Source organism: Pseudomonas sp. LD120 (assembly GCF_009861525.1).
Lineage (GTDB): Bacteria > Pseudomonadota > Gammaproteobacteria > Pseudomonadales > Pseudomonadaceae > Aquipseudomonas.
The window spans coordinates 703,157-728,687 of sequence record NZ_WVHL01000005.1 but is presented as its reverse complement, the minus strand read 5'-3'; the positions used below and the strand labels follow the sequence as shown (position 1 = coordinate 728,687).

General features: G+C 64.2%; 27 protein-coding genes. 21 read left to right on the top strand and 6 right to left on the bottom strand.

What is annotated here, in order from left to right; genetic code table 11:
- Window positions 1–40: 40 nt before the first annotated feature.
- Entirely contained in the window at window positions 41–811 is a 771-nt protein-coding gene (locus tag PLD_RS17650; protein WP_159894935.1) for a ParA family protein, read from the bottom strand.
- Window positions 812–1,155: 344 nt separating this feature from the next.
- Here PLD_RS17650 and PLD_RS17645 point away from each other — a divergent pair, with 344 nt between their 5' ends.
- The 21 genes from PLD_RS17645 to PLD_RS17545 all read left to right on the top strand — a co-directional run bounded on the left by PLD_RS17645 (window position 1,156) and on the right by PLD_RS17545 (window position 19,261).
- On the top strand, window positions 1,156–1,875 hold the full coding sequence (locus tag PLD_RS17645) for a beta-ketoacyl synthase chain length factor (RefSeq protein ID WP_159894933.1): 720 nt from the start codon (window positions 1,156–1,158) through the stop codon (window positions 1,873–1,875).
- Window positions 1,851–2,672, top strand: coding sequence for a 1-acyl-sn-glycerol-3-phosphate acyltransferase (locus PLD_RS17640; RefSeq protein ID WP_159894931.1), 822 nt, complete (start codon window positions 1,851–1,853; stop codon window positions 2,670–2,672). Before PLD_RS17645 ends, PLD_RS17640 begins: the two co-directional genes overlap by 25 nt.
- Complete coding sequence (locus PLD_RS17635; RefSeq protein WP_159894929.1) at window positions 2,641–2,913, top strand: phosphopantetheine-binding protein; 273 nt, start codon at window positions 2,641–2,643, stop codon at window positions 2,911–2,913. The genes PLD_RS17640 and PLD_RS17635 overlap by 32 nt, the downstream gene beginning before the upstream one ends.
- A gap of 9 nt (window positions 2,914–2,922) precedes the next feature.
- Window positions 2,923–3,177, top strand: coding sequence for an acyl carrier protein (locus PLD_RS17630; RefSeq protein WP_016962653.1), 255 nt, complete (start codon window positions 2,923–2,925; stop codon window positions 3,175–3,177).
- A complete protein-coding gene (locus tag PLD_RS17625; protein WP_159894927.1) occupies window positions 3,174–3,719 on the top strand; it encodes a hypothetical protein in 546 nt (181 codons plus the stop codon). Before PLD_RS17630 ends, PLD_RS17625 begins: the two co-directional genes overlap by 4 nt.
- The gene (locus tag PLD_RS17620) at window positions 3,716–5,389 is read left to right on the top strand and encodes an AMP-binding protein (RefSeq protein ID WP_159894925.1); all 1,674 of its coding nucleotides are present in this window, start codon (window positions 3,716–3,718) and stop codon (window positions 5,387–5,389) included. Before PLD_RS17625 ends, PLD_RS17620 begins: the two co-directional genes overlap by 4 nt.
- A 65-nt stretch (window positions 5,390–5,454) precedes the next feature.
- Window positions 5,455–6,189 carry a glycosyltransferase family 2 protein gene (locus tag PLD_RS17615; RefSeq protein WP_159894923.1) on the top strand — a complete coding sequence of 245 codons (735 nt, stop codon included), beginning with the start codon at window positions 5,455–5,457 and terminating at the stop codon, window positions 6,187–6,189.
- Window positions 6,186–7,142 (top strand): glycosyl transferase, encoded by a 957-nt coding sequence (locus PLD_RS17610; protein ID WP_159894921.1) that lies wholly within the window; start codon window positions 6,186–6,188, stop codon window positions 7,140–7,142. The genes PLD_RS17615 and PLD_RS17610 overlap by 4 nt, the downstream gene beginning before the upstream one ends.
- The gene (gene hutH / locus PLD_RS17605) at window positions 7,123–8,667 is read left to right on the top strand and encodes a histidine ammonia-lyase (RefSeq protein ID WP_159894919.1); all 1,545 of its coding nucleotides are present in this window, start codon (window positions 7,123–7,125) and stop codon (window positions 8,665–8,667) included. The genes PLD_RS17610 and hutH overlap by 20 nt, the downstream gene beginning before the upstream one ends.
- Window positions 8,660–9,085 carry a thioesterase family protein gene (locus PLD_RS17600; protein WP_159894917.1) on the top strand — a complete coding sequence of 142 codons (426 nt, stop codon included), beginning with the start codon at window positions 8,660–8,662 and terminating at the stop codon, window positions 9,083–9,085. The genes hutH and PLD_RS17600 overlap by 8 nt, the downstream gene beginning before the upstream one ends.
- 50 nt (window positions 9,086–9,135) lie before the next feature.
- Window positions 9,136–9,762 (top strand): outer membrane lipoprotein carrier protein LolA, encoded by a 627-nt coding sequence (locus PLD_RS17595; RefSeq protein WP_256674810.1) that lies wholly within the window; start codon window positions 9,136–9,138, stop codon window positions 9,760–9,762.
- A complete protein-coding gene (locus PLD_RS17590) occupies window positions 9,746–12,085 on the top strand; it encodes an MMPL family transporter (RefSeq protein WP_159894914.1) in 2,340 nt (779 codons plus the stop codon). The genes PLD_RS17595 and PLD_RS17590 overlap by 17 nt, the downstream gene beginning before the upstream one ends.
- A gap of 90 nt (window positions 12,086–12,175) precedes the next feature.
- Entirely contained in the window at window positions 12,176–13,423 is a 1,248-nt protein-coding gene (locus tag PLD_RS17585) for an NAD(P)/FAD-dependent oxidoreductase (RefSeq protein WP_159894912.1), read from the top strand.
- Window positions 13,420–14,181 (top strand): class I SAM-dependent methyltransferase, encoded by a 762-nt coding sequence (locus tag PLD_RS17580; protein ID WP_159894910.1) that lies wholly within the window; start codon window positions 13,420–13,422, stop codon window positions 14,179–14,181. The genes PLD_RS17585 and PLD_RS17580 overlap by 4 nt, the downstream gene beginning before the upstream one ends.
- Window positions 14,178–14,663, top strand: a complete 486-nt coding sequence (locus PLD_RS17575) for a DUF3261 domain-containing protein (RefSeq protein ID WP_159894908.1) — start codon at window positions 14,178–14,180, stop codon at window positions 14,661–14,663. Before PLD_RS17580 ends, PLD_RS17575 begins: the two co-directional genes overlap by 4 nt.
- Entirely contained in the window at window positions 14,660–15,856 is a 1,197-nt protein-coding gene (locus PLD_RS17570; RefSeq protein ID WP_159894906.1) for a beta-ketoacyl-[acyl-carrier-protein] synthase family protein, read from the top strand. Before PLD_RS17575 ends, PLD_RS17570 begins: the two co-directional genes overlap by 4 nt.
- Window positions 15,853–16,326: a hotdog family protein gene (locus PLD_RS17565; RefSeq protein WP_159894904.1), complete on the top strand. Its 474-nt coding sequence runs from the start codon at window positions 15,853–15,855 to the stop codon at window positions 16,324–16,326. Before PLD_RS17570 ends, PLD_RS17565 begins: the two co-directional genes overlap by 4 nt.
- On the top strand, window positions 16,323–17,051 hold the full coding sequence (gene fabG / locus PLD_RS17560) for a 3-oxoacyl-ACP reductase FabG (RefSeq protein WP_159894902.1): 729 nt from the start codon (window positions 16,323–16,325) through the stop codon (window positions 17,049–17,051). The genes PLD_RS17565 and fabG overlap by 4 nt, the downstream gene beginning before the upstream one ends.
- A complete protein-coding gene (locus PLD_RS17555; protein WP_159894900.1) occupies window positions 17,051–18,277 on the top strand; it encodes a beta-ketoacyl-ACP synthase in 1,227 nt (408 codons plus the stop codon). Before fabG ends, PLD_RS17555 begins: the two co-directional genes overlap by 1 nt.
- Before the next feature lie 25 nt (window positions 18,278–18,302).
- Entirely contained in the window at window positions 18,303–18,752 is a 450-nt protein-coding gene (locus PLD_RS17550; RefSeq protein WP_159894898.1) for a hypothetical protein, read from the top strand.
- Between the two features lie 62 nt (window positions 18,753–18,814).
- The gene (locus PLD_RS17545) at window positions 18,815–19,261 is read left to right on the top strand and encodes an excinuclease (protein WP_159894896.1); all 447 of its coding nucleotides are present in this window, start codon (window positions 18,815–18,817) and stop codon (window positions 19,259–19,261) included.
- A gap of 115 nt (window positions 19,262–19,376) precedes the next feature.
- Here PLD_RS17545 and PLD_RS17540 read toward each other — a convergent pair whose 3' ends face one another.
- From PLD_RS17540 to PLD_RS17520, 5 genes are read right to left on the bottom strand one after another with little or no spacing between them, the layout of a single operon-like run.
- Window positions 19,377–19,637 (bottom strand): PAAR domain-containing protein, encoded by a 261-nt coding sequence (locus PLD_RS17540; RefSeq protein WP_159894894.1) that lies wholly within the window; start codon window positions 19,635–19,637, stop codon window positions 19,377–19,379.
- A gap of 26 nt (window positions 19,638–19,663) precedes the next feature.
- On the bottom strand, window positions 19,664–21,223 hold the full coding sequence (locus tag PLD_RS17535) for a DUF2875 family protein (RefSeq protein ID WP_306110130.1): 1,560 nt from the start codon (window positions 21,221–21,223) through the stop codon (window positions 19,664–19,666).
- Between the two features lie 41 nt (window positions 21,224–21,264).
- On the bottom strand, window positions 21,265–22,839 hold the full coding sequence (locus PLD_RS17530) for a DUF2875 family protein (RefSeq protein ID WP_178116184.1): 1,575 nt from the start codon (window positions 22,837–22,839) through the stop codon (window positions 21,265–21,267).
- Window positions 22,839–25,010 (bottom strand): DUF3274 domain-containing protein, encoded by a 2,172-nt coding sequence (locus PLD_RS17525; protein WP_159894890.1) that lies wholly within the window; start codon window positions 25,008–25,010, stop codon window positions 22,839–22,841. The genes PLD_RS17530 and PLD_RS17525 overlap by 1 nt, the downstream gene beginning before the upstream one ends.
- A gap of 19 nt (window positions 25,011–25,029) precedes the next feature.
- Window positions 25,030–25,482 (bottom strand): hypothetical protein, encoded by a 453-nt coding sequence (locus PLD_RS17520; RefSeq protein ID WP_256674809.1) that lies wholly within the window; start codon window positions 25,480–25,482, stop codon window positions 25,030–25,032.
- Window positions 25,483–25,531 lie beyond the last annotated feature (49 nt).

Genomic DNA, 25,531 nt, shown 5'->3' with positions numbered 1-25,531 from the left:
TGACAGGAGGCCTGCTTTGCCATTACGGCGCCCCCCGGGATCAGGCGTTTTCCAACAGGTTGTGCAACTCGACGAACTGCTGGCTCAGCTTGTGCCGAGGATCGAGATGGATCAACGGCATGCAGGCCTGATGAGACTCGCGCATGCGCACCGAACTGTTCAGGTACACCGGCAGCACCGGCAAGCCCTCGCCAATCAACTCATCCAGCATCTGCTGCGGCAGGCTGGCCCGGGCCTGGAACTGATTGACTACGATGCCCTCAACCTCCAGGCCTTCGTTGTGGTCTTCCTTCAACTCTTCGATCTCCGCCAGCAGGCCGTACAGCGCCTGGCGAGAGAAGCTGTCGCAGTCAAAGGGAATCAGCACCCGATCCGCGGCGATCAGCGCCGATACCGCGTAAAAGTTCAGCGCAGGCGGGGTGTCGAGATAGATGCGCTCATAGTCCTCGGCCAACTCGTCCAGCAACTTACGCAGCTTGTTGATCTTGTGCTTGGCCTCAAGCTTGGGCTGCAGATCGGCCAGCTCGGCGGTGGCGGTTACCACATGCAGGTTGTCAAAAGGCGTCTCGTAGATATCTACATGGTTCTTTTTCGAGAACGGCCCGGACGACAGGGTCTGCTTGAAGAAATCGGCAATCCCCATGGGAATGTCATCGCCGGTCAGGCCGGTGAGGTACTGGGTCGAGTTGGCCTGGGCATCCAGGTCCACCAGCAAGGTGCGATACCCCTCGTTGGCGCTGACCGCCGCCAGATTGCAGGCAATACTGGACTTGCCAACGCCACCTTTCTGATTGAACACCACACGCCGCATGTCTAAACCTCCGTGTATCAAAGATGGCCGAGTGTAGTAGCCCACGCCTTTTCTGCGCTACCTCGGCGGTGCAAGAGTTTCAAACGCCCAAGGCCGCTCAGCAGCAGGCGTCCAGCGACAACCCGGGGCACTACGCGTCCGGAGCCAGACCGGATAGTGGCAAAAAGACACACTTCAAGGTGAAGGTTTCGTCGATTTTGCGACCCACAGCCCAAGCAACATTTGCTACCAGCCAGTCGCACCGGGATAATGCGCGCCACTGACGCTGTCGCGTCACCCAGGTCAGTCGCCATTCGAAGCGATATACCGCGTCAAGGAAGCCCGCAGGGGCGGGATGAAATCAAGTGATCAAGTTCAACATCGCTCAATGGCGTGCGTGGGCCCCTGGGCTCGAAAGCGTGGCCGCCTGGCAGGCCTGGAGCCATCAGCCGGCCCTGCCTGAAACCAGCGATGCCGCTCCCGATGTGTCTTTTCTTCCGGCCATGCAGCGTCGCCGCCTCAGCCGCCTGGCGCGCATGGCCTTCAGCGTCGGCTGGCCCCTGGCCGAAGGCTTGGAGCAGTTGCCGCTGGTGTTCATCTCCCGGCATGGCGAAACCCCGCGCACCTTCGAGATCCTCAGCGACCTGGCGGCCGGGCAGCCGCTGTCGCCGACCCAGTTCAGCCTCTCGGTGCACAACGCGGTGATCGGCCTGTGGTCGATCATGCGCGGCGAAACCAGCGAAATGACTGCCCTGGCCGCCGCTGGTGACGGCTTGGAGCACGGCCTGCTGGAGGCCGCCACGCTGCTGGCGGACGGCGCGCGCCATGTGCTGCTGGTGATCACCGAAGAACAGCCGCCCGACGCCTACGCCAGCTGGATCGATGACGTGCCATTCCCTTATGCCCTGGGCCTGTTGCTGACCCCCGGCGACGACTGGCAACTGTCCCTGGACAGCCATGACGGGCAACTGCCCAAGGCCCAATGGCCACACGCCCTGAACCTGTTGCGTGCGCTGCTCGGCTCGCAGACCCTTTGCCAACATGCCTGGATGAATCGTGTATGGACCTGGCAACGCAATCTCTGACCGCCAAGGGCCGTGACGGCTACTACTGGCGCCTGCTGGCCACCGCACTGAGCTTCGCACTGTTCGGCATCGGTGGTTTGTGCCTGCGCCTGGTGATCTTCCCCCTGCTCGCCTGCCTGCCCGGTGATGCCCACGTCCAGCGCCAACGCGCACGCAAGACCGTCAGCCGGCTGTTCTGGCTGTTCATCCGTTTCATGGCCAAGAGCGGCGTGCTCACCTATGAGGTCAAAGGCGCCCACCTGCTCGGGCGTCCGGGGCAGATGATCATTGCCAACCATCCGTCGCTGATCGACGTGGTGTTCCTGATCGGTCTGGTACGTGACGCCAACTGCGTGGTCAAGGAAAGCCTCTGGGACAATCCCTTCACCCGCGGACCGGTGCGCTCCACCCAATACATCAGCAACGACGGCAGCATGGACATGCTCGATGCCGCCTCCGGAGCGCTGCAAGAGGGCCAGACCCTGATCGTCTTTCCCGAAGGTACCCGCACCCAGCCCGGCACCGCACCCGCCTTTCATCGAGGCGCCGCCGCGATTGCCTTGCGCGGTGCAACAATCATCACCCCGGTGGTGATCAAGGTCAGCCCCACCACCCTGACCAAGGCAGAGCCCTGGTACCGCATCCCGCAACGCCGTGTGCACTTCAGTTTTCACGTCGGTGCCGATATAGACCCACAGACCTTTGCCGCCCAAGGCCCGGCGCCCCAGGCTTCGCGCAAGCTCAATGAGCACTTGCACCACTATTTCATTAAGGAGCTCGCCAGAGATGAGCGATACGCACCCGGATCTGATGCTTGAAATCAAACTGCTGATCATCGACGCCCTGGGCCTCGAAGACATCAGCGCCCAGGACATTGGCGACGATCAGACCCTGTTCGGTGAAGGCCTCGGCCTGGACTCGGTGGACGCCCTGGAACTGGGCCTGGCGATCCAGAAAAAGTACGGCATCAAGATCGACGCCGACGCCAAGGACACCCGCAACCACTTCAGTAACGTGGCGAGCCTTGCGGCGTTCGTCACTGCAAAACAGGCAGCTTGAGAACCGACCATGCAAACCCGTGACGACATTTTCAACACCCTGCGCGATGCCCTGGTCGAGCTCTTCGAGCTGGAACCCGACAGCATCAGCCTGGACTCCAACCTGTACCAGGACCTGGAAATCGACAGCATCGATGCGGTCGACCTGATCGACCACATCAAGCGTCAGACCGGCAAGAAAATCGCCGCCGAGGAATTCAAGTCGGTGCGCACCGTCAACGACGTGGTCGAGGCGGTCTACCGTCTGGTCCAACCGGCCGCATGAGCCGGCTGATCGGCCTGGGCTTGTTGCTGGCCGGCCTGCTTTACCCCTTCGCGGTGTACTTCGGCATGGAGCACTTCGCCCCGTGGCAGTTCGGCCTGCTGCTGGGCGGCCTGTGGCTGGCCCGGGCGCTAACCGGCGAACGCCGCCCCGGCAGCCTGTGGATGGCCGCCGCAGCGATCGTCTTCTGCCTGCTGCTGGCCTGGTTCGACCACCCGGCGCTGCTGCGCTGGTACCCGGTGCTGATCAGCGGTTTCATGCTGGGACTGTTCGGCCTCAGCCTGAAATACGGCCCGCCGATAGCCGAGCGCCTGGCCCGTATCAGCGAGCCGGACCTGCCGGAAAAAGCCGTGCGCTATACCCGCCAGGTGACCATCGCCTGGAGTGTGTTTTTCTTCTGTAACGGCGTGCTCGCCGCGGCCCTGACGCTCTGGGCGCCGCTGAGCTGGTGGACGTTGTACAACGGCCTGATCGCCTACGGGCTGATGGGCTTGCTGTTTGCCATTGAATGGCTCTTACGACAACGGGTACGAGGCCACAGATGAACTGGATCCCCCTTGAGCAGTTGCTGCTCAAGACGTACACCGCTCGGGTGGTCAGCGCCCAGCCCAACATCGACCTGGAGCAGGTACAGGCGCAGGCCCTGCGCCTGGCCGGCGCCCTGCAAGCACGCGGCGTGCGCCGGCTGGCGCTGCACCTGGAAGACGCCGTGGACCTGGCCGTGGCCCTGCTGGGCGCCTGGCGCGCCGGGGTCAGCGTATTGCTGCCCGCCGACCTCCAGGCCCAGACCCGCCAGCGCTGGGCGGCGGACGTCGACCTGTGGCTGACCGATCAGGACACGCCCCTGCCGCAGTTGCAGGCCCAGCCCCTGGAACCGGCCGAGCTGGACCTGGACGCCTGCCGACTGAGCCTGTGCACCTCGGGCTCCAGCGGCGAGCCCAAGCGCATCGAAAAAAGCCTGCGCCAGCTGGCCAACGAAGTTGGCGCTCTGGAACAACTGTGGGGCGCCGACCTGGGCCCGGCCTGGATCATCGGCAGCGTCGCCACCCAGCACATCTACGGGTTGCTGTTCCGGGTGCTTTGGCCGCTGTGCGCCGGGCGCCCCTTCGTGCGCCGCCAATTGCCGTTCCCCGAAGACCTGCAACGGGCCAGCCGCGAATGCCCGGCATTCGCCTGGGTAGCCAGCCCGGCATTGCTCAAACGCATGGGAGACAACCTCGACTGGCCGGCCCTGAGCCCGGTGCGTCGGGTGTTCTCCTCCGGCGGCGCCCTGCCTGCTGAGGCCGCCAGCGGGCTGCAACAGCGCCTGCAGCAATGGCCGACGGAAATCCTCGGCAGCTCGGAAACCGGCGGCATTGCCTGGCGCCAGGGCGACCCACTGTGGCAACCCTTCGCCGAGGTAGGCCTGAGCCAGGATCGCGACGGCGCGCTGCTGATCCGTTCCCCCTATCTGCCTGCCGGTCACGTGGAACATACCGCCGATGCCGCGCGCATTGGCGCCGACGGCCGCTTCGAGCTGCTGGGGCGCCTGGACCGTATCGTCAAGCTGGAAGAAAAACGCCTCTCCCTGCCCATGCTCGAACAGGCCCTGGAGCAGCACGACTGGGTGGCGGAAGCGCGCCTGGGGGTGATCGAAGACAACCGCGCCTACCTCGGCGCCCTGCTGGTGCTCAGCGAAGCCGGGCTGCATGCCTTGCGCAACCAGGGCCGGCGCCACCTGACCCAGTCCCTGCGCCAGCATCTGGCCGGGCATTGCGAAGCCCTGGCCCTGCCACGGCGCTGGCGCCTGGTGCAACAGATGCCCCTCAACAGCCAGGGCAAGCTGCCCCAGGCCGAGGTCCAGGCCCTGCTGCTGGCGCCGCGCCCGCAAGCGCCGGAGGTGCTGGAGCAGGTGCAGCACGCCGACGAATGGCAACTGCAACTGGCGGTTCCGCCGGACCTGGCCTACTTCAGCGGGCACTTCCCCGCCACCCCGGTGCTGCCGGGGGTCGTGCAAGTGGACTGGGCCCTGGCCCTGGGCCAGCAACTGCTCGAACTGCCGGGCCGCTTCGCCGGCATGGAAGTGCTGAAGTTCCAGCAACTGGTGCGACCCGGTGATCGTATCCAGCTGAACCTGCGCTTCGATGCCCAGCGCCAGAAACTGTATTTCGCCTACCTCAATGACGGCGCTCCTTGTTCCAGTGGGCGGATCGTCCTGGAGGCCAGCTGTGGATAAGTTGCTGGGTGTTGAACCCGGGATGTGCCGGCACGCCGGTTCCTGCCGTGTGGGGGGCCGCGGCCATGCATAAGCCTTGTGCGGTCATTCCGGTCTACAACCATGAAACCGCCGTGCCCGCGGTGATCGATGCGCTTCTGGCCCGGGGCCTGCCCTGCGTGCTGGCGGACGACGCCAGCAACCCGGCCTGTGCGGCGGTGCTGGAACAAATGGCCGAGCGCGAGCAGGTGTTCCTGATTCGCCTGGCGGTCAACCAGGGCAAGGGCGGCGCGGTCATGGCCGGCCTGCGCGAAGCCGCGCACCTGGGGTTCAGCCACGCCCTGCAGGTGGACGCCGACGGCCAGCACGACCTCACGGATGTGGATAACTTCATCCAACGCTCACAGGCCCATCCCGAGGCGCTGATTTGCGGTTATCCACAGTACGACACCAGCGTGCCCAAGGGCCGCCTGTACGCCCGCTACCTGACCCACGTGTGGGTGTGGATCAACAGCCTGTCGCTGCAGATTCCGGACTCCATGTGCGGCTTTCGGGTCTATCCCCTGCCCGCCACGTTGGCCCTGCTCGACTCGGTGCAACTGGGCCGGCGCATGGACTTCGACCCGGAAATCCTCGTGCGCCTGTCCTGGCGCAACCAACCCATGCACTGGCTGCCGACCCGGGTTCACTACCCCCAGGACGGCCTCTCGCACTTTCGCCTGTTCCACGACAACGCGCTGATTTCCAAGATGCACGCCAAGCTGTTCTTCGGCATGTTGCTGCGCCTGCCGCTGATCCTCTGGCGCCGGTGGCGTTCATGAACCTGGAGCCCCCCAAGAAGCCCGGCAGCGAACACTGGGCCGGCCATCAGGAGCGCGGCAGCTTCTGGCTGATGAAGCTCACCGCCTTTGCCGTGCGGGTGTTGGGGCGCCGGGTGCTAAGCCCTGTGCTATACGCCATCGTGTTCTATTTCTTCCTGTTCGGCCGCCGTGCCCGGCGCAGCATCTGGCAGTACCGGCAGCGTCTGGCGCAATGGAGCGGGCGCGATGAGTTGCGCCCCAGCCACTGGCGGGTGTTTGGCCAGTTCATGGCCTTTGCCGATGCCCTGTTGGACAAGCTCGACGTGTGGAACGGCAAGCTGCGCATCGAGCAGATCGAAATCGTCGATCCGGCGCAGTTGCGCCACCAACTGCGCGGTGAACGCGGGCAGCTGCTGGTGGGCGCGCACCTGGGCAACCTGGAAGTCTGCCGGGCCCTGGCCGAGCTGGGCGAGCAGGTGACCATGAACGTGCTGGTGCACACCAAGCACGCCGAACGCTTCAACCGCCTGCTGGGCGAGGCCGGGGCCAGCCACCTGCGATTGATCCAGGTCAGCGAGCTGGACCCGGCGATCATGCTGCAACTGAGCCAGCGCCTGGATCGCGGCGAGTGGCTGGCGATTGCCGGCGACCGTGTGCCGCTGCACGGCGGGCGCAATGTGCGGGTGGATTTCCTCGGCCATCAGGCCGCTTTTCCCCAGGGCCCCTGGCTGCTGGCCGGGTTGCTCAAGTGCCCGGTCAACCTGCTGCTGTGCCTGAAGCAACAAGGCCGCTATCAAGTGATCCTCGAACCCTTCGCCGAGGCCGTGCAGTGGAAGCGCAATGACCGCCAGCAAGTGATCGCCCAGTGGACCGCCCGCTACGCCGAGCGCCTGGGCCAGTACTGCCTGCAGGCACCGCAACAATGGTTCAACTTTTACCCATTCTGGAAGACCGATGACGACCTCGACCCATGAGCCGGTAACCTTCGGCGAACACCCCCTGCGCATCGAAGACGTGCTGGCCCTGGCCAACCGCCAGACGCCGACCTGCCTGCAAAGCGACGCCGCCTGGCGCCAGCGGATCGCCAAGGGCGCGCAGTTCCTCGATTCCCTGCTGGACAAGGAAGGGGTGATCTATGGCGTGACCACCGGCTATGGCGACTCCTGCGTGGTGGCGGTGCCGCTGCAGCACGTCGAGGCCTTGCCCCGGCATCTGTACACCTTCCACGGCTGCGGCCTGGGCAAGCGGCTGGACGCCCAGGCCACCCGCGCCGTATTGGCCGCGCGCCTGCAGTCGCTGTGCCAAGGGGTTTCCGGCGTCCGGGTGGAACTGCTGGAGCGCCTGCAGGCCTTCCTCGACCAGGACATCCTGCCGCTGATCCCGGAAGAGGGCTCGGTGGGCGCCAGTGGCGACCTGACGCCGCTGTCCTACGTGGCGGCCACCCTGTCCGGCGAACGCGAGGTGCTGTTTCGTGGCGAGCGCCGAGAGTCCGCCGACGTGCACCGCGAGCTCGGCTGGGAGCCGCTGGTGCTACGGCCCAAGGAAGCCCTAGCGCTGATGAACGGCACCGCGGTGATGACCGGGCTGGCCTGCCTGGCCTTTGCCCGGGCCGACTACCTGCTGCACCTGGCCACCCGCATCACCGCCCTCAACGTGGTGGCCCTGCAAGGCAACCCGGAGCATTTCGACGAACGCCTGTTCGCCGCCAAGCCGCACCCGGGGCAGATGCAAGTGGCCGCGTGGCTGCGCCAGGACTTGGCGATCGACGCACCGACCGCGCCCCTGCACCGCCTGCAGGACCGCTACTCGCTGCGCTGCGCGCCCCATGTGCTCGGGGTGCTGGCCGACAGCCTGAACTGGCTGCGCGGTTTTATCGAAACCGAACTCAACAGCGCCAACGACAACCCGATCATCGACGCCGAGGCCGAGCGCGTGCTGCACGGCGGGCACTTCTACGGCGGGCACATCGCCTTCGCCATGGACAGCCTGAAAAACCTGGTGGCCAACGTCGCCGACCTGCTCGACCGGCAGTTGGCGCTGCTGGTGGACGTGCGCTACAACCACGGCCTGCCGAGCAACCTGTCCGGCGCCAGCGCCGAGCGCGCCATGCTCAACCACGGCTTCAAGGCGGTGCAGATCGGCGCCAGCGCCTGGACCGCCGAGGCCCTGAAGAACACCCTGCCGGCCAGCGTGTTCTCCCGTTCCACCGAGTGCCACAACCAGGACAAGGTGAGCATGGGCACCATCGCCGCCCGCGACGCGATCCGCGTACTGGAGCTCACCGAGCAAGTGGCCGCCGCCACCTTGCTCGCGGCCAACCAGGGGGTCTGGCTGCGCCGCCAGGAAGCCGACGCGCGGCCGCTGCCGCCGGCCCTGGATGCCATGCACCGGGAGCTGGCCGCGGACTTCGCGCCCGTTATCGAGGACCGCGCCCTGGAGCGCGAACTGCGCCTGTGCCTGCAGCGCATCGCCGAGCAACACTGGAGGCTGCATGCGTAGCAAGGGAGTGATCCACGCCGACACCCAGGTGCTGGTGCCGTTCTTCGACGTCGACACCATGCACGTCGTCTGGCACGGGCACTACGTCAAGTACCTGGAAGTCGCCCGCTGCGCCCTGCTGGACAAGCTCGGCCACAACTACAAGCAGATGCTCGAATCCGGCTACGCCTGGCCGGTGATCGACCTGCAACTGCGCTACGTGCGCGGCGCGGTGTTCGGCCAGACCCTGAACGTGCGCGCCAGCCTGGTGGAGTGGGAGAACCGCCTGAAGATCAACTACCTGATCAGCGACCTGGCCAGTGGCGAGCGCCTGACCCGCGCCAGCTCGGTGCAGGTGGCCGTGGAAATCGCCAGCCGGGAAATGCAACTGGCCTCGCCCAAGGTCTTCACCGACGCTGTCGCGAGGGCTTTGCCGTGACCATAGGAGCGAACTTGCTCGCGAAAATTGTCTGTCTATCGGCCAACTGCATGAGGCTGAACACGGTGGTGCGCCGGTTCGCGAGCAAGCTCGCACCTACGCTACTGGTGCTGTGGTGTATTCCGGGGTTGGCCCAGGCCTTCGATCTGCAACAGTTGAGCGACCAGCTGTCGCGGCCGGAGGTGATCCATGGTCGCTTCATCCAGGAAAAACACCTGCGCGCCCTGCCTCAACCGCTGACCAGCAAGGGCCACTTCGTCCTGGCGAAAAACCACGGCCTGCTGTGGCTGCTGCAAACCCCGCTGCAGCAGGACTACCGCATCACCCACCAGGGCATTGCCCGGCGTGATGCCGGCGGCTGGCAGATGCTTCCGGGCAAGAGTGCCGGTGCCGAACAGAACCGCCTGTTCCTGGCCGTCCTGCAAGGCGACAGCAGCGGCCTGCAACGGGACTTCGAACTCAGGCTGCAAGGCAGCGCGCAACACTGGCGGTTGCAACTGATCCCGCGCTCACTGCTGCTGCAACAGATCTTCACCCAGATCAACATCGACGGCGGCGCGCTGGTGCAACGCATCGAACTGCTGGAAACCCAGGGCGACCGCACCTTGCTGATCATGCAAGACAGCAGCAGTGCCCAGCCCTTGAGCGAAGCGGAGCAACATGACTTTGCCGAGTGAACGCTGGCTGCCGCGATGCTTCCTGATCCTGCTGGCCCTGGTGCTGGCCTTGGGTGCCTGGCAATGGCGTCATGGCGCGCCGCTGTCCGCCAACCTGATGGACCTGGTGCCCGGCACCGCGCCCGACGCCCTGGAGCAGCAGGCCGAACAACGCATGCAGGAACCCCTGAACCGGGAAATCCTGGTGCTGGTGGGACACGCCGAGCGCCAAGGCGCGCTGGACATGGCCCGGCAACTGGCCGAGCAATGGCAAGCCAGCGGGCTGTTCGCCAAGATCCAGTGGAACCTGCAGGCCGACCTGCCGGCCTTGCGCAAGCAACTGCTGCAAGGGCGCCTGGCGATGCTCGCGGCCAAGGACCGCGAGCAGTTGATCAGCCAGCCTCAGGCGTTCATCCAGCAACGGCTGCAAAGCCTGTTCGACCCCTTCGGCGGCTTCTCCTTGGTGCCGAACCAGGAGGACTGGCTGGGCCTGACCGGACGGATTCAAAACAGCCAGCCGCAACACGGCGCGGTGCAACTGGATATCGGCAGCGGCGCGCTGCTGGCTGAGGCCGATGGCAAGCACTGGGTATTGCTGCGAGCCCGTACCGGCGGCGACGCCTTCGATCTGCGGTTGCCCTTGCAGGTGGCCGAACTGCTGGACCACAGCCGTGCACAGGCCAGCCAGCGCGATGTCCAACTGCTGGCCGCCAGCGGCTTGCTGTATGCCGCCAACGGCCAGCAGCAGGCGACCCAAGAAATCACCTGGGTTGGCGGTGGCGCCACCTTGGGCATCCTCTTGCTGCTGCTGCTTCTGGCCTTCCGTCGCTGGCGCGCCCTGCTGGCCTTCGTCCCGGTGCTGGTGGGCATGCTGTTCGGCGCCGTGGTCTGCGTCGCGGTGTTTGGCCAGATGCATGTCATGACCCTGGTGCTGGGCTCAAGCCTGATTGGCGTGGCCGTCGACTATCCGCTGCACTACCTGTCCAAAAGCTGGAGCCTGAAGCCCTGGCGCAGTTGGCCGGCCCTGCGCCTGACCCTACCGGGGCTGAGCCTGAGCCTGATCACCAGTTGCATCGGCTACCTGGCCCTGGCCTGGACGCCGTTCCCGGCCTTGACCCAGATCGCGGTGTTCTCCGCCGCCGGACTGGTGGGGGCGTATCTGGCGGCGGTGTGCCTGCTGCCGGCGCTGCTCAAGGGCGTCGAACTGCGTCCGGCGCAATGGCCGCTGCGAGTCGCCGAGACCCTGCTCAGGGTGCGTGGCGCGCTGCTCAAACGCGTACCCAGCCCAGTGCTGCTGGCGTTGTTGGCGCTGTTCTGCGGCGGCGGCCTGTGGCAGCTCGACAGCAAGAACGACATCCGCCAATGGGTCGGCGCGCCGCCGCAACTGCTGCAAGAGGCGCAGGCCATCGCCCGGATCACCGGCTACCAGCCCACCAGCCAGTTCTTTCTGGTGCGCGCAGCCGACCAGCAACAACTGCTGGAACGCCTGGCCGCCCTCGACCTGCGCCTGCAACAACTGGTGCAGTTGAACAAGCTCAAGGGCTACCTGTCCCTGAACCAGCTGCTCAGCCCGCCCGCAGAACAACAGCGCGTACGCCAAGCACTCAAGCAACTGCCCGGGTTCTGGCAACCGCTGCTGGAGCTGGGGGTAGCGCAACAAGCACTGCAAGACGAGTTGAACCAGTTGCAGAACCTGCCCGTGGAAGACATCGACGCGGCCCTGGCTGGCCCCCTGGCCGAGCCTTATCGTCCTCTGTGGCTAGGCCGCAACGACGCTGGCGTGGCGGCCATCGTCAGCCTGCAAGGGCTGAACGATGCCCCCCTGCTACGCCTCCAGGCGCACGACCTGCCGGGCGTGCAACTGGTGGACCGCCTGGGTGAGCTGAACCGGGTGTTCACCGCCACCCAAGTCAGCGCCGCCGAACTCAAACTGGCCTCCTGCGGGCTGATCGTGCTGCTGCTGATCCTGCCCTTCGGCGTTGGCGGTGCTCTGCGTCTGGTGGCCCTGCCGCTGCTGGCGGCCCTGTGCAGCCTGGCCAGCCTCGGTTGGCTGGGACAGCCGCTGACCCTGTTCAGCCTGTTCGGCCTGCTGCTGGTGACCGCCATCAGCGTCGACTACGCGATCCTCATGCGCGAGCAGATCGGCGGTGCCGCGGTGAGCCTGCTGGGCACCCTGCTGGCCGCCCTGACCACTTGGCTGTCATTCGGCCTGCTAGCGATTTCCAGCACCCCGGCGGTGAGTAACTTCGGTCTGGCGGTCAGCCTGGGGCTGGCCTTCAGCTTCATCCTCGCGCCCTGGGCCGGACACCCACAGCAGCCGGAAACGGAGCGCAGCCCATGCTGAGCCTGCCCTGCTGGCTGCACAAACATCCATCAGCCGCGACAACCGTGGCTTCTTTGAACGTGAACAATGCCGAACCGGCAAGGAGCCCCAGTGCCAACAGTTGAAATGGAACGTCGCCAGGTCGTGGTGATCGGTGCCGGCCCCTCGGGGGCCATCGCGGCCGCGCTGCTCAAGCGCCAGGGCCACGACGTGCTGATCGTCGAGCGGCAACATTTCCCGCGGTTCTCCATCGGCGAAAGCCTGCTGTCCCACTGCCTGGATTTCGTCGAGGAAGCCGGGATGCTGGAGGCGGTGCAGGCCGCCGGATTCCAGCTGAAAAACGGCGCGGCGTTCGCCTGGGGCGAGCACTACAGCACCTTCGATTTCGGCGACACCTTCAGCCACGGCAAGCCCACCACCTTCCAGGTGCAGCGCGCCGACTTCGACAAGCTGCTGGCCGACCAAGCCGCCCTGCAAGGGGTCGAGATCCGCTACGGCGAGACAATCGTCGCGGTGGATGTGGAACGGCCCTTGCCGCAACTCGACTGCCGCCGCGAAGACGGCAGCCAGTACCGCATCGAAGCCGATTTCGTTCTTGACGCCAGCGGCTACGGCCGGGTGCTGCCGCGCCTGCTGGAGCTGGAGGCACCGTCGAACTTCCCGGTGCGCCGGGCGGTGTTCACCCATGTCGAGGACCGCATCGACTGCGAGCAGTTCGACCGCAACAAGATCCTCATCACCACCCACCCCGAACACCGCGACATCTGGTTCTGGAGCATCCCCTTCAGCAACGGCCGCTGCTCGGTGGGCGTGGTGGCTGCCGACGAACACTTCGCCGGACGTGATGGCGACCTGGACGCCTGCCTGCGCGGCTTCATCAACGAAACCCCGAGCCTGGCCCAGGTCCTGAAAAACGCCGAGTGGGACACCCCGGCGCGGACCATCGGCGGCTACTCGGCCAACGTCAGCACCCTGCACGGCCCGGGCTTTGCCCTGCTGGGCAACGCTGCGGAGTTCCTCGACCCGGTGTTCTCTTCCGGGGTGACCATCGCCATGCGCTCGTCGAGCATGGCCGCCGCCGTGCTCAACCGGCAGTTGCAGGGCCAGCCCGTGGACTGGGCGACGGAGTTCGCCGAACCGCTCAAGCGCGGCGTCGACACCTTCCGCTGCTACGTCGAAGGCTGGTACGCCGGCACCTTCCAGGACGTGATCTACCACCCGGGCAGCTCGCCGGAGATCCGCCGCATGATCAGCTCGATCCTCGCCGGCTATGCCTGGGATGAACGCAACCCGTTTGTCAGCGAACCCAAGCGCCGACTCAAGGCCCTGTCGGAAGTCTGTGCGAGGGAGCACGCATGACCGATCAGTCTTCGCAATACCTGAGCCCCAGCTACGTCGAGGAAACCCGTTTCGGCTTCTGGTTCCTGCGCAGCCACACCTGGCAGCACCATGTGCTGCGGGTGGCGATCAACGACCTGCGCTCGCTGTTCGACGGCGAGCCGCCCAGCCAGCCAGTCCTGCTCGACGCCGGCTGTGGCCAGGGTAAGTCGTTCCAATACCTGCATCAGGTGTTCGCTCCGCAGCGCCTGATCGGTATCGACGCCGACCCTCATAGCCTCAAGCTCAGCGCCGAGGAAGCCCAGCGCCAACAGTTGCCGGTGGAACTGATCGGCAGCGACTGCGCGACCCTGGAGTTGGCCGACGCCAGCGTCGACCTGCTGTTCTGCCACCAGACCTTCCATCACCTGGTGGAACAGGAAAAGGCCCTGGCCGAGTTCTACCGAGTACTCAAGCCCGGGGGCTACCTGCTGTTCGCCGAATCCACCGAGGCCTACATCGATACCTGGGTGATCCGCTGGCTGTTCCGCCACCCCATGCATGTGCAGAAAAGCGCCGCCGAATATTTGCAGATGATTCGTCGGCAGGGCTTTGAATTCGGCCCGCAGAACGTGTCTTATCCGTACCTGTGGTGGAGCCGTGCCAAGGACTTCGGCCTGCTGCAACGCTTCGGTCTGCGCCAGCCGCCGCCGGTGGGCCAGCGCGAGGAAACCCTGGTCAATGTGGTGGCCCGCAAGCCCCTGAATGCCCCTGCTGCCGAGAAAGGTCCGCACCCATGATCCGCGCCCTGCTGCTCGGTTGTGTCCTGCTGCTGAGCGCTTGCGTCAATCAGGCTCCGCTGCCCGAGCGCATGCCCACCCTGACGCTGCCCTTGCAACTGCATGTAGAGCGCCAGGCTGACGGACAACGCCAGGACTGGCTGCTGGTGATCCAGGCCGAAGGCCCGGACCTGCGCTGGTCGCTGATGGACCCGCTGGGCATTCCCCAGGCCCGTCAGCGCCTGGTGAACGGCCAGTGGCAGGCCGACGGTCTGCTGCCGCCCAACCCGGAAGCCCGGGAGCTGTTCGCGGCGTTGCTGTTCGCCCTGACTCCGGCCGCCGAACTGGCGACCCATTACCCCGGCGCCCTGCAACAGGGCAGCCAACGGACCCTCGGCCCACGCTGGCGGATTGACTATCAACAACCTCTGGATTTCGAGTTGAACCTGCCTCAAGGCCCGCACTACCACATCACAGCCCTGAGCGCCGAGGCCGCGCCATGACCGCCTACCTCAACGCCCTCGGGGTCATCTGCGCCCTGGGCCGCAATCGCCAGGAAGTCGCCCGTAGCCTGCTGGCCGGCGATTGTTCGGGCATGCGCGCCGAAAGCCATTGGGTGCCCGAACGCAACCTGCCGGTGGCGGCGGTTCGCGGACCGCTGGCGAGCATGCCGGCGCGACTGGCAGCGCAAAACAGCCGCAACAACCAACTGCTGCTGGAAGCCACGCGGCAGATCGAGGACGACATCCAGCGGGCCATCGCACGCTACGGCCGTGGCCGCATCGGCATCGTCTTGGGCACCAGTACCTCGGGGATCGACGAAGCCAGTCGCGGCATCGCCCGTTACCTGCAAGACCAGCAATTCCCGGCGGATTACGACTACCGCCAGCAGGAACTCAGCGCCCCGGCGAACTTCCTGGCCGACTGGCTGCAACTGTGCGGCCCGGCCTACGTGATTTCCACCGCCTGCACCTCCAGTGCCCGGGCCCTGATCAGCGCCCGGCGCCTGCTGGACCTGGGCCTGTGCGACGCGGTGCTGTGCGGCGGGGTCGACAGCCTGTGCAAGCTCACCCTGAACGGTTTCACGGCATTGGAGGCTGTCTCCGATCAGCGCTGCAATCCGTTCTCGCGCAACCGCGACGGCATCAACATCGGCGAAGCGGCGGTGCTGTTCCTAATGAGCAAGGCCTCCGACGGCGACTCATCCATCGCCCTGCTCGGTGGTGGTGCCAGCTCCGATGCCTACCATATTTCCGCCCCGGCCCCCGATGGCCGCGGTGCCTTGCAGGCCATGAGCCTGGCGCTGCGCAGCGCCGGCCTGCAGCCGCAGCAGATCGACTACCTGAACCTGCACGGCACCGCTACCCAGCACAACGACGCCATGGAAAGCCTGGCGGTGGCCCAGCTGTTCCCCGAGAGCCTGCCCTGTTCCTCGACCAAGCCCATGAGCGGCCACACCCTGGGCGCCGCCGGAGCCCTGGAGGCCGCGTTCTGCTGGCTCAGCCTGAGCGCCGAGAACCCCGCCCAGGCACTGCCGCCCCATGTCTGGGACGGCGCGGCCGACCCGGCCTTGCCCCCTCTGCACTGGGTGACCCCGGCCGACCGGTTGGCGGCGCATTCACCACGCCACCTGATGAGCAACTCCTTCGCCTTCGGCGGCAACAACGTCAGCCTGATAATCGGAGACGCCCCATGATCGACTGGCCGCTCGCCGAACTGCTGCCCCATGCCGGGGACATGATCCTCATCGATCAGGTCCTGGCCTTTGATGAAGAACAGATCCGCACCCGCCTCCAGGTTCGCCCCGGCGGCCTGTTCAACCGTCCCGACGGCAGCCTGCCGGCCTGGGTCGGGATCGAACTGATGGCCCAAAGCGTGGCCGCCTACGCCGGCTGTCGCGCGCGCCAGCAAGGCCTGCCGGTGGAGCTGGGCTTTTTGCTGGGCACTCGCAAGTTCGAATGCAATGTCGAGCACTTCCCGGTCGACAGCCTGCTGGAGATCCACGCCCTGCGCTCCCTGGAAGACGACAACGGCATGGGCGTGTTCGAATGCCACCTCAGCGGCCCCGGCATTGCCGCCACGGCGCGTCTGAATGTGTTCCGGCCCCCTCAGGCCGCCGACTATCTGCATGAAACACCCGCCTCTTCTACAGGAACTCCGTCATGACTGACTCCGTACTGGTCACCGGCTCCAGCCGTGGCATCGGCCGCGCCATCGCCCTGCGGCTGGCCCAGGCTGGCTTTGACCTGGTGCTGCATTGCCGCAGCGGCCGCAGCGAAGCCGAAGCCGTCAAGGGCGAAGTCGAGGCCCTGGGGCGCAGCGCCCGCATCCTGCAATTCGATGTATCGGACCGGGAGGCCTGCCGGACGGCCCTGGAGGCCGACGTCGAAGCCCATGGCGCCTATTACGGCGTGGTACTCAACGCAGGGCTGACCCGCGACGGCGCCTTCCCGGCCCTCAGCGAGGACGACTGGGATCAGGTACTGCGCACCAACCTCGACGGTTTCTACAACGTCCTGCACCCGGTGATGATGCCGATGATCCGCCGCCGCGCCGCCGGGCGCATTGTCTGCATCACCTCGGTGTCGGGGCTGATCGGCAACCGTGGCCAGGTCAACTACAGCGCTTCCAAAGCCGGGTTGATCGGTGCCGCCAAGGCCCTGGCCATCGAGCTGGGCAAGCGCAAGATCACCGTCAACTGCGTGGCACCGGGCCTGATCGACACTGCCATGCTCGACGAGAACGTGCCGGTGGACGAACTGATGAAGATGATTCCCGCCCAGCGCATGGGCACCCCCGAAGAGGTGGCCGGGGCGGTGAACTTCCTGATGTCCGCCGAAGCCGCCTACATCACCCGTCAAGTGCTGGCGGTGAACGGGGGCCTGTGCTGATGAAACGCGTGGTCGTCACCGGCATGGCCGGCATCACCTCCCTGGGCAGCGACTGGGCCAGCATCGTCGAGCGCTTTGCCGCCAACCGCAGCGGCATCCGGCGCATGGACGAATGGGACCGGTTCAGCGAGCTCAATACCCGCTTGGCCGGCCCCATCGATGACTTCCAGGTACCAAGCCACTGGACCCGCAAGCAACTGCGCAGCATGGGCCGGGTTTCGCGCCTGGCGGTCGGCGCCGCCGAGCAGGCCCTGGCCGACGCCGGGCTGCTGGGCGAGCCGTCGATCAAGGACGGGCGCATGGGCGTGGCCTGCGGCTCTTCCACCGGCAGCACCGACGAGATCAAGGCCTTCGGCAACATGCTGCTGAACTCGGTGGCCGAGGGGCTCAACGCCAACTCCTACGTGCGCATGATGCCCCACACCACCGCGGCCAATATCAGCATCTTCTTCGGCCTCACCGGGCGCCTGATTCCCACCTCCAGCGCCTGCACCAGCGGCAGCCAGGGCATCGGCTACGCCTATGAAGCGATCAAGTTCGGCCGCCTGCCGCTGATGCTCGCCGGCGGCGCTGAAGAGCTGTGCCCCACCGAGGCCATGGTGTTCGACGCGCTGTATGCCACCAGCCTGAAAAACGATGCGCCACACACCAGCCCCCGGCCCTACGACACCGACCGCGACGGTCTGGTGATTGGTGAAGGCGGCGGCATGCTGGTGCTCGAAGAGCTGGAACACGCCCTGGCCCGTGGCGCGCGCATTCACGCGGAAATCGTCGGTTTCGGCAGCAACGCCGATGGCCAGCACACCACCCGTCCCGAGCAGAGCACCATGCGCCGGGCCATGGAGCTGGCCCTGGAAGACGCGGCCCTGGCCCCCTCGGCCATCGGCTACGTCAACGGTCACGGCACCGCCACCGAACAGGGCGACATCGCCGAGACCCTGGCCACCAACAGCCTGTTCGGCAGCCGCATGCCCATCAGTTCGCAGAAGAGTTTTCTCGGCCACACCCTGGGTGCCTGCGGCGCGCTGGAATCCTGGTTCAGCATCGAGATGCTCAACCGCGACCTGTACGTGCACACCTGCAACCTGGATCAGGTCGACCCACGCTGCGGCGAGCTGGACTACCTGCAGGGCGGCTTGCGGGCCATGAGTCACGAATTCGTGATGAACAACAACTTTGCCTTTGGCGGCGTCAACACCTCGTTGATCTTCCGCCGCTGGCCTTAACGCCCAACCCCACTGGAGAAATGGAATGTCCTCCCTGTTTCGCGCGACGCTGATCGTCCTGGCCTTGCTGAGCACGGCCGCCTGCACCAGCAAACCGATGTACACCCCGAACCGGGTGATCCCGGCCACCATCCAGGCCGACCAGGAACAAGTCAAACAAGCGATCCTGAAAAACCTGGTGGCCCGCAAGTGGACCGTGCAGCGCATCAGCCCAAAGCTGATCCAGGCCGAGATCACCGTGCGCGGGCAGTTCCACGCCGAGATCGATATCCAGTACTCCGCCAGCTACTACAAGATCGTCTACCGCGACAGCCGCGACTTGGATTACAAGGACGGCAAGATCCACAAGAACTACATCCGCTGGGTGCGCCTGCTGGACAAGGGCATCCTGCGCGAACTGCGCGACAAGCAGAACGAACGAACCGCGCAACAACTGTCCGACGCGGCGGCCAAGCGCTTCCCGGCCGCGCAATGAGCCTCTCCCTGTGACCCCGGTCACAGGGCTGTTTCACCCCCTTTTATGTCATGGAGAATGCGATGCGTTTGAAGACACTGGCGGCCACCGCCACCCTGCTGCTGTGCACCCTGCCCGGCATCAGCCAGGCCCGCGATACCGCCCTGTACCTGCCCTTCGACAAGGTGGTGGCCGAAGCCATCAGCACCGGCAAGATCGATGGCAGCGTGAAGTTCTACCTGGCGGGCAACAAGCCGGCCGGCAAGGTCAGCGTGCTGAGCCCCGGCGCGGTGACCAACAAAAAGACCAACGCCTTCGGCAAGGCCGACCAGGTCGCCTGCGAATGGGCCCTGCAATCGGCGCTCATCACCCTGCATGAAGCCGCGAAACGAGTCGGCGCCAACGCCGTGACCAACATCGCCAGCTTCTACAAGAGCCGTGAGCGCAAGGACGCCAGCACCTACGAATGCCACGCCGGCGCCATCATCGCCGGCGTAGCGCTGCGCGGGGATCTGTCCAAGGTTCAGTAAGTGGATCGTTGCCAACAGGATGTGAAACGTCCGGATGGTGATTTCAAACCAATGCCCCGACTGGCTCGGGGCATTCGCTTTTGTAGCGACAAGAGATGAGAAGGGCGTAGCTCCTTCAACTCAGCGCGTGGCCTTTGGGATTACTGGCGATCAGGCTGGCCCCACAGGCGGTTTTCATCCCGTCCAGCGCCACAGGCACACCGCCAACATTCAACAGAGCACTGCCCTGCGCGATGGGAAACGTGCCCTTGCACAAAGGGCATATCACCTGATGCCCCAGCCCTGCCATGGGCTTGCCATTCAAGTCAGTCTGGCTGAAAGCTTCTATCACGGTGCCGCCATGGGTGGTGGAATCACCGAGTCGAACAATATCCATGCCTGTCTCCCGTTTCGTGTATCCGCTCAGGCCTTGTCAGGCTCGACCTTGAGCAAAGGCTCCTCCAGCGCCTGGCGCTCCTCCACACTCAGCGCTCGGGAAGGCTTTGGCGTCGCAGCGGGCGCAACAGGATCGTCAGCGCTGGCGGTCTGCGGCATCAACCTCACGCCAAAGTACTGATTGGCCGGCCTTTTCCCGGGGGTCGGCGACGTCACCCCGATGATCGTCGCCTGGTCCTGGCGGCGCATGGGCACCACCACGCTGGTGTCGGCATTCAGGTAGCTGGCCATGGTCGCCAGGGCAAGGCCCACGAAGGGCGATGCCGCGCCGGTGTCGCCCAGACGCTGGGTCAGGTTGTAGCCCTCGCGCGAGTCGAGCAGGTCCAGTGAGCTGTGGGCAGCGCTGAGTGCCGGCGCCAGTTCGGCCAGCGGCACGCTGTTCAGGCCGCCGTCGTAAAACACTCGCGAAGGTGGAGAAACCAGCCCGTCGGTGGCGGTTTTCCAGGCTCCGGCCAACTGCGTGGTCAGGGCTTCGCGCTTCAGCCGTTCACCGGTATCCGGGCGTTGCAGCGATACGGTAACGGGGCGATGAATGCGCGCCAGCACCGGCAATGCATCCCACTGCTCGAAAGCACGCTGGGTCCAGGGTTGCGGAATGAACGGCGAGGGTTGGAACTCCACCGCAGGTTTGCGCCAACCCCAGCCGGTGAATTCGGGGTCGATGGGGTTCTTGTTGGTCTTGGTGAACTGGGCGTAGTAACGCAGCCATTCGACCCGTTCCGGGCGGCCAACGACCAGAGCGACCATGGCGTCGGTGAGTTTGTCTGGTTGACGTGGGCCACTTCCTGCCCCAAGGGACCTTAGCGGAATATCCTTACTTGATAGAGCGCCGGCCATGTTGATGCCTTCAATGCTGTAAATCAGAACAGCGGGAAGATCAGGGTTGTGCTCGAATAATTGAAACAGGTTTTCTAGCACTCCTTCAGGAGTGTCATTACAGACAATGCCGTTCTGCAGATTGCGGATGCGGTGCCAATGCAAGCCAGCCGGTATTCGCATGTTGTTGACCATGACAGATAAACTTTCCTGAGTTCTTTCTGGAGTGAAACGCAGGTTGGGGGTCAGGGGATTCCAGCCACGGACCACTGTGACCGTAGGGATAGGCCACTTCTCCAGAAAGTCTCGTAAACCTAGTTCAAGCGCATCCGTCTCGCGCTTTTCAGAGGCCATATCCTTGTCATCCGCCGTCACCGGGTACTTCTTCGGGTCCATGGGCAAGATGCTGCCAACGTGCAGCGCCTCCGGTTGTCTCGCATTCTGCTCTTGCAAGGCCTTCCAGAGTTCACCTTGACGAAACACATCCAGACTCACACCGATGCTGAGTACGTCCAGGGTTTCTAAGCGAGGCGAAATGGTGGGCGCACGATAACGAGTATCAGTGGACATTGAGGCGGCCTCCTTGGCAGGCATATAGGCGGTGACGGCCTTGGCCGAGCTAGCAAAACAGCGGGTAGCCATCAGCGAGCTTTCGTCTGCCTGAACCAAAGGACTACCGAGCAAACCGAGCATGAATAAGCATCGGAACATGAAAGATCTCTTATCCACGCTCTCCCCGCCCCCAAAGCACCTCACAGGTCGGTATCCGATGGTTTCATCTCGGCCACGAGTTTTTCCAGCGCCTGGCGCTCCTCCACACTCAGCGCTCGGGAAGGCTTTGGCGTCGCAGCGGGCGCAACAGGATCGTCAGCGCTGGCGGTCTGCGGCATCAACCTCACGCCAAAATACTGATTGGCCGGCTTTTTCCCGGGGGTCGGCGACGTCACCCCGATGATCGTCGCCTGGTCCTGGCGGCGCATGGGCACCACCACGCTGGTGTCGGCATTCAGGTAGCTGGCCATGGTCGCCAGGGCAAGGCCCACGAAGGGCGATGCCGCGCCGGTGTCGCCCAGACGCTGGGTCAGGTTGTAGCCCTCTCGCGAGTCGAGCAGGTCCAGTGAGCTGTGGGCAGCGCTGAGTGCCGGCGCCAGTTCGGCCAGCGGCACGCTGTTCAGGCCGCCGTCGTAAAACACTCGCGAAGGTGGAGAAACCAGCCCGTCGGTGGCGGTTTTCCAGGCTCCGGCCAACTGCGTGGTCAGGGCTTCGCGCTTCAGCCGTTCACCGGTATCCGGGCGTTGCAGCGATACGGTAACGGGGCGATGAATGCGCGCCAGCACCGGCAATGCATCCCACTGCTCGAAAGCACGCTGGGTCCAGGGTTGCGGAATGAACGGCGAGGGTTGGAACTCCACCGCAGGTTTGCGCCAACCCCAGCCGGTGAATTCGGGGTCGATGGGGTTCTTGTTGGTCTTGGTGAACTGGGCGTAGTAGCGCAGCCATTCGACCCGTTCCGGGCGGCCAACGACCAGAGCGACCATGGCGTCGGTGAGTTTGTCTGGTTGACGTGGGCCACTTCCGGCACCAAAGGACTTCAGCGGAATATCCTTGCTTGATAGAGCGCCCGCCATATTGATGCCTTCAACGCTGTAAATCAGAACAGCGGGAAGATCAGCGTTACGTTCAAATAATTGAAACAGATTCTCTAGCAGTCCTTCAGGAGTGTCATTGCAGACAATGCCATTCTGAACGTTACGAACGCGGTGCCAATGTAAACCTGCATCGGTTCGGTAACTGTTCACCATGCTGGTCAACATTTCCTGGGTTCTCTCAGGTCTAAAGCGCAAGTTCGGTGCTTGGGAGTTCCATCCACGGACCACAGTAACGGTAGGGATCGGCCACTTTTCCATAAAATCCCGCAGCCCTAGCTCAAGGCTATCGGACTTACGTTTTTCCCAAGCCATATCCTTGTCATCCGCCGTCACCGGGTACTTCTTCGGGTCCATGGGCAGGATACTTCCAACGTGTAACGATTCTGGCTGTCTCGCATTCTGCTCTTGCAAGGCCTTCCAGAGTTCGCCTTGACGAAACACATCCAAACTCACACCGATGCTGAGTACGTCCAAAGTTTCCAAGTGGGGCGAAGCGCTTGGCGCACGGTAACGGGTGTCAGTGGGCATTGAAGGGGCCTCCTTGGCAGGGATATAGGCAGTAACGGGCGTGGCTGGGCTCGCAAAACAGCGAGTAGCCATCAGCGAGCTTTCAGTTGCCGGAGCCAGACTGCTCATTAGCAAGGCAGCAATGGATACATAAGAAAGCAAATAGCGCATCAGACTTTTCCCCCGAAGCGGATGGAATGACCAAGTTTTTCTCCACCCCAAGTCTGAGTGCCCACCAACGAAGGCATGTGAGTGTTAATCACAATATCCGGCAACATGCCATTTAGGCGGTAATTAACGGTCGAGTTGATCAGGTCCTGATTTTCTTTTTCCTCTTGAAGGTAAAACTGCTCTACTCCTTCATCAGGCAGGTCTGTTTTTTTTTCACTTTCACTATTTATTCCTCCATCAGTCTTCTTCCAATCCAACCGCCAATCCGCCACCCGGCACAGATACTCATAAAACGTCAGATCATCCACGCTCTCCCCTGCCCCAATGGCCACGTCATAGGCCAGGACCCGCCGGCTGTGCTCGGGATTGTTCGGAATCCCCGAGTGAAACGACTGCGGTTCTTGATAGTCCTCGCCTTGCAGGCGCAGTCGGGCTTCGTAGGGTGTTTCTCCCCGGGTCACCAGCACCTGGCCATCCCCCATGGACCGCACGGCAAACACATGGGCCCGCTGGGACAGCTCGTAAAGCTCATCGCGGGCCTCTTTCACCCTGGCGGCATCGCGACCGTATTTGAAAGCGATGCTCTGATCCATCATCTCTTGACGCGCGTATTTCGTATCCTTCGGACGCCAGGCCGGCTTGATCCGTAGCGACTTGTCGTTGCTCAGGCCGATCGCGGCGTCGATGGGGTCGAGCTTGTCCATCATCTGGTACACACCGCTGGCCGATTCGGCCCCGGGAGCGGTCATGACGCCATCGGTAGAGAAATCCGCCATCGCCGGCACCGGCAACTGCGCAGCGGTCAAGATCACTGTCGTACCGGGTTTGAGCGTGGCCCTGCCACCGCGGTCTAAAAGACCTAAACCGGTGTCCTCCCAGGTTGCTTCGCCCTCAAGCAACAGGGGGTAGGCATAGGGAGGAACCTGTTTGCCGATCTCTTCCTTGGCGTTGTTGCGCTTACGCACGGTAAAGATCCGTTGATGGAAGCTCAGTGGTAACTGCGTTCGCGCAGGCTGGCCCTCCACGCTGTCGCCAATGCCCTGCCAGCCAATCCCCTGAACGTTGCCCAGGCCCACGGTCTGGTCCTGGGGGGTGAAATACAGGTAACTGCAACCCCGGTTGTCACGTTCGTTGAACGAGCGCTTTTCACCGTCGATGGTGGCCTGCGACGCAGGACCGCCGCTCCAGCCCGGTCCACCGATGGCGCCATATCCCGGACAGTTGTTCAGGGCCACGCTGGACAACGCCGGAACCGGGTTCGGACTCTGGGCGATGAACTGCAAAATCCCCTTGAGGGTGGCAATACGCGCTGGCGTGGTTTGCTGTTCCAGCCATTTCTGGGTCTTTTCGGTATTGGGCTGGAACAGGCTGTAGGGCGAGTTGAGCATGACGAAGCTATCAGCGGGACGCTGTTCCTGGTCCTTGAGAAAGGCATGGGCCAACAACCCGAGCAGGCTGCCCTGACTGTGGCCAACCAGATTGATGGTGTCGTTCGGATAACGCTTGCGAATGATCTTGATCAGCATGGCCAAGCGCATAGCCGCCAGTACCATGTAGCGGCGCCCAGCAGCTGAAAACAGCGGATGGGTCCGCTTACCGCCGATCAGGTTCAGCGGCAGGATGCCGAACGGATAGCCGTTGAAGCCCTCGCCCCACATGTCGGGCAGATTGGTGGTGGCATTGGCGAACTGGCCGCCTTCCTTGGTGCCGGTCTTGTCCAGGCGGTTGTTATGGCGGTCCAGCCATTCACCGTGGGGCTCGGTCTTGTTGATGTGCTGCTCTTCTTCGCGAAAGCCCCAGTAGAACGGGATCACCACGCTGCGTGGCGTGCTGCCATTACCCGTGGTACTGAACTTGCGTCGGTAGTACACCGCATCGGGGTTGTCGGCTTTGCCATCATCATCCTCGGGCAGGCTGTAGCTGGCCGACTGGAAAAACCCTGGATTGCTCGCACCATTGGGCAGCTGTGCCGGCATGTCCAGACGCTCATTCAGTCCCTGGCACAGCCCCCGCTCGATACGTTCATAGCAACCGGCGAGATCATTGACCCCATGCACGACGATGGTCACGCAGGGTTTGGGTGGGGGAGCGATCAGGTGCACATCGCCACCGCCGGGCAGGGTGACGGCCTCGGCCGTGCAGATGCTGCGCATGTGAACGGAATCATTCATCTGAGGTTTTCCTCCTTGATCACGTTGGCCCCACGCTCGTCCTGAACATGCCGCCGGACCATGTCCGCTCGTTTCGGGGGCGCGACTGGCGTTCCTCGGTATTCCTTCGAGCCAGGCATAGAGCCGGCTCCTGGACCTGCCACACGCCGCCAACGCTTATTACGCAGAACTCCAGCAAGGTGCTGGAGACTGTCTGCTTATGCCAGCGACTGCGTTCGTTGAAGTGAATGCGCAGGTTGTAACTGCCTCCCGGCAGGAGGGCTCCGGGGTTATAGGTTCTGACGAGTGCACCTGGATAATTTTCCAACAGCTCTATTTTCGGCTGGGCCCAGCCTGCGGGGAGGTCAATGTCCCATAGGGTTTCATAGCACTTGCTGGCGGTGCGACGACAGAGAAACACCTGGCTGATCTCCAGGTCATTGGTATCGGCCAGCAAAAGCCGGAGGTCAGCCGCCGGGCGACCGGACTCCATGGTCACCGGAACGTCTGTAGGGCGTTTGGACACAGCCCATGCGGAGGGC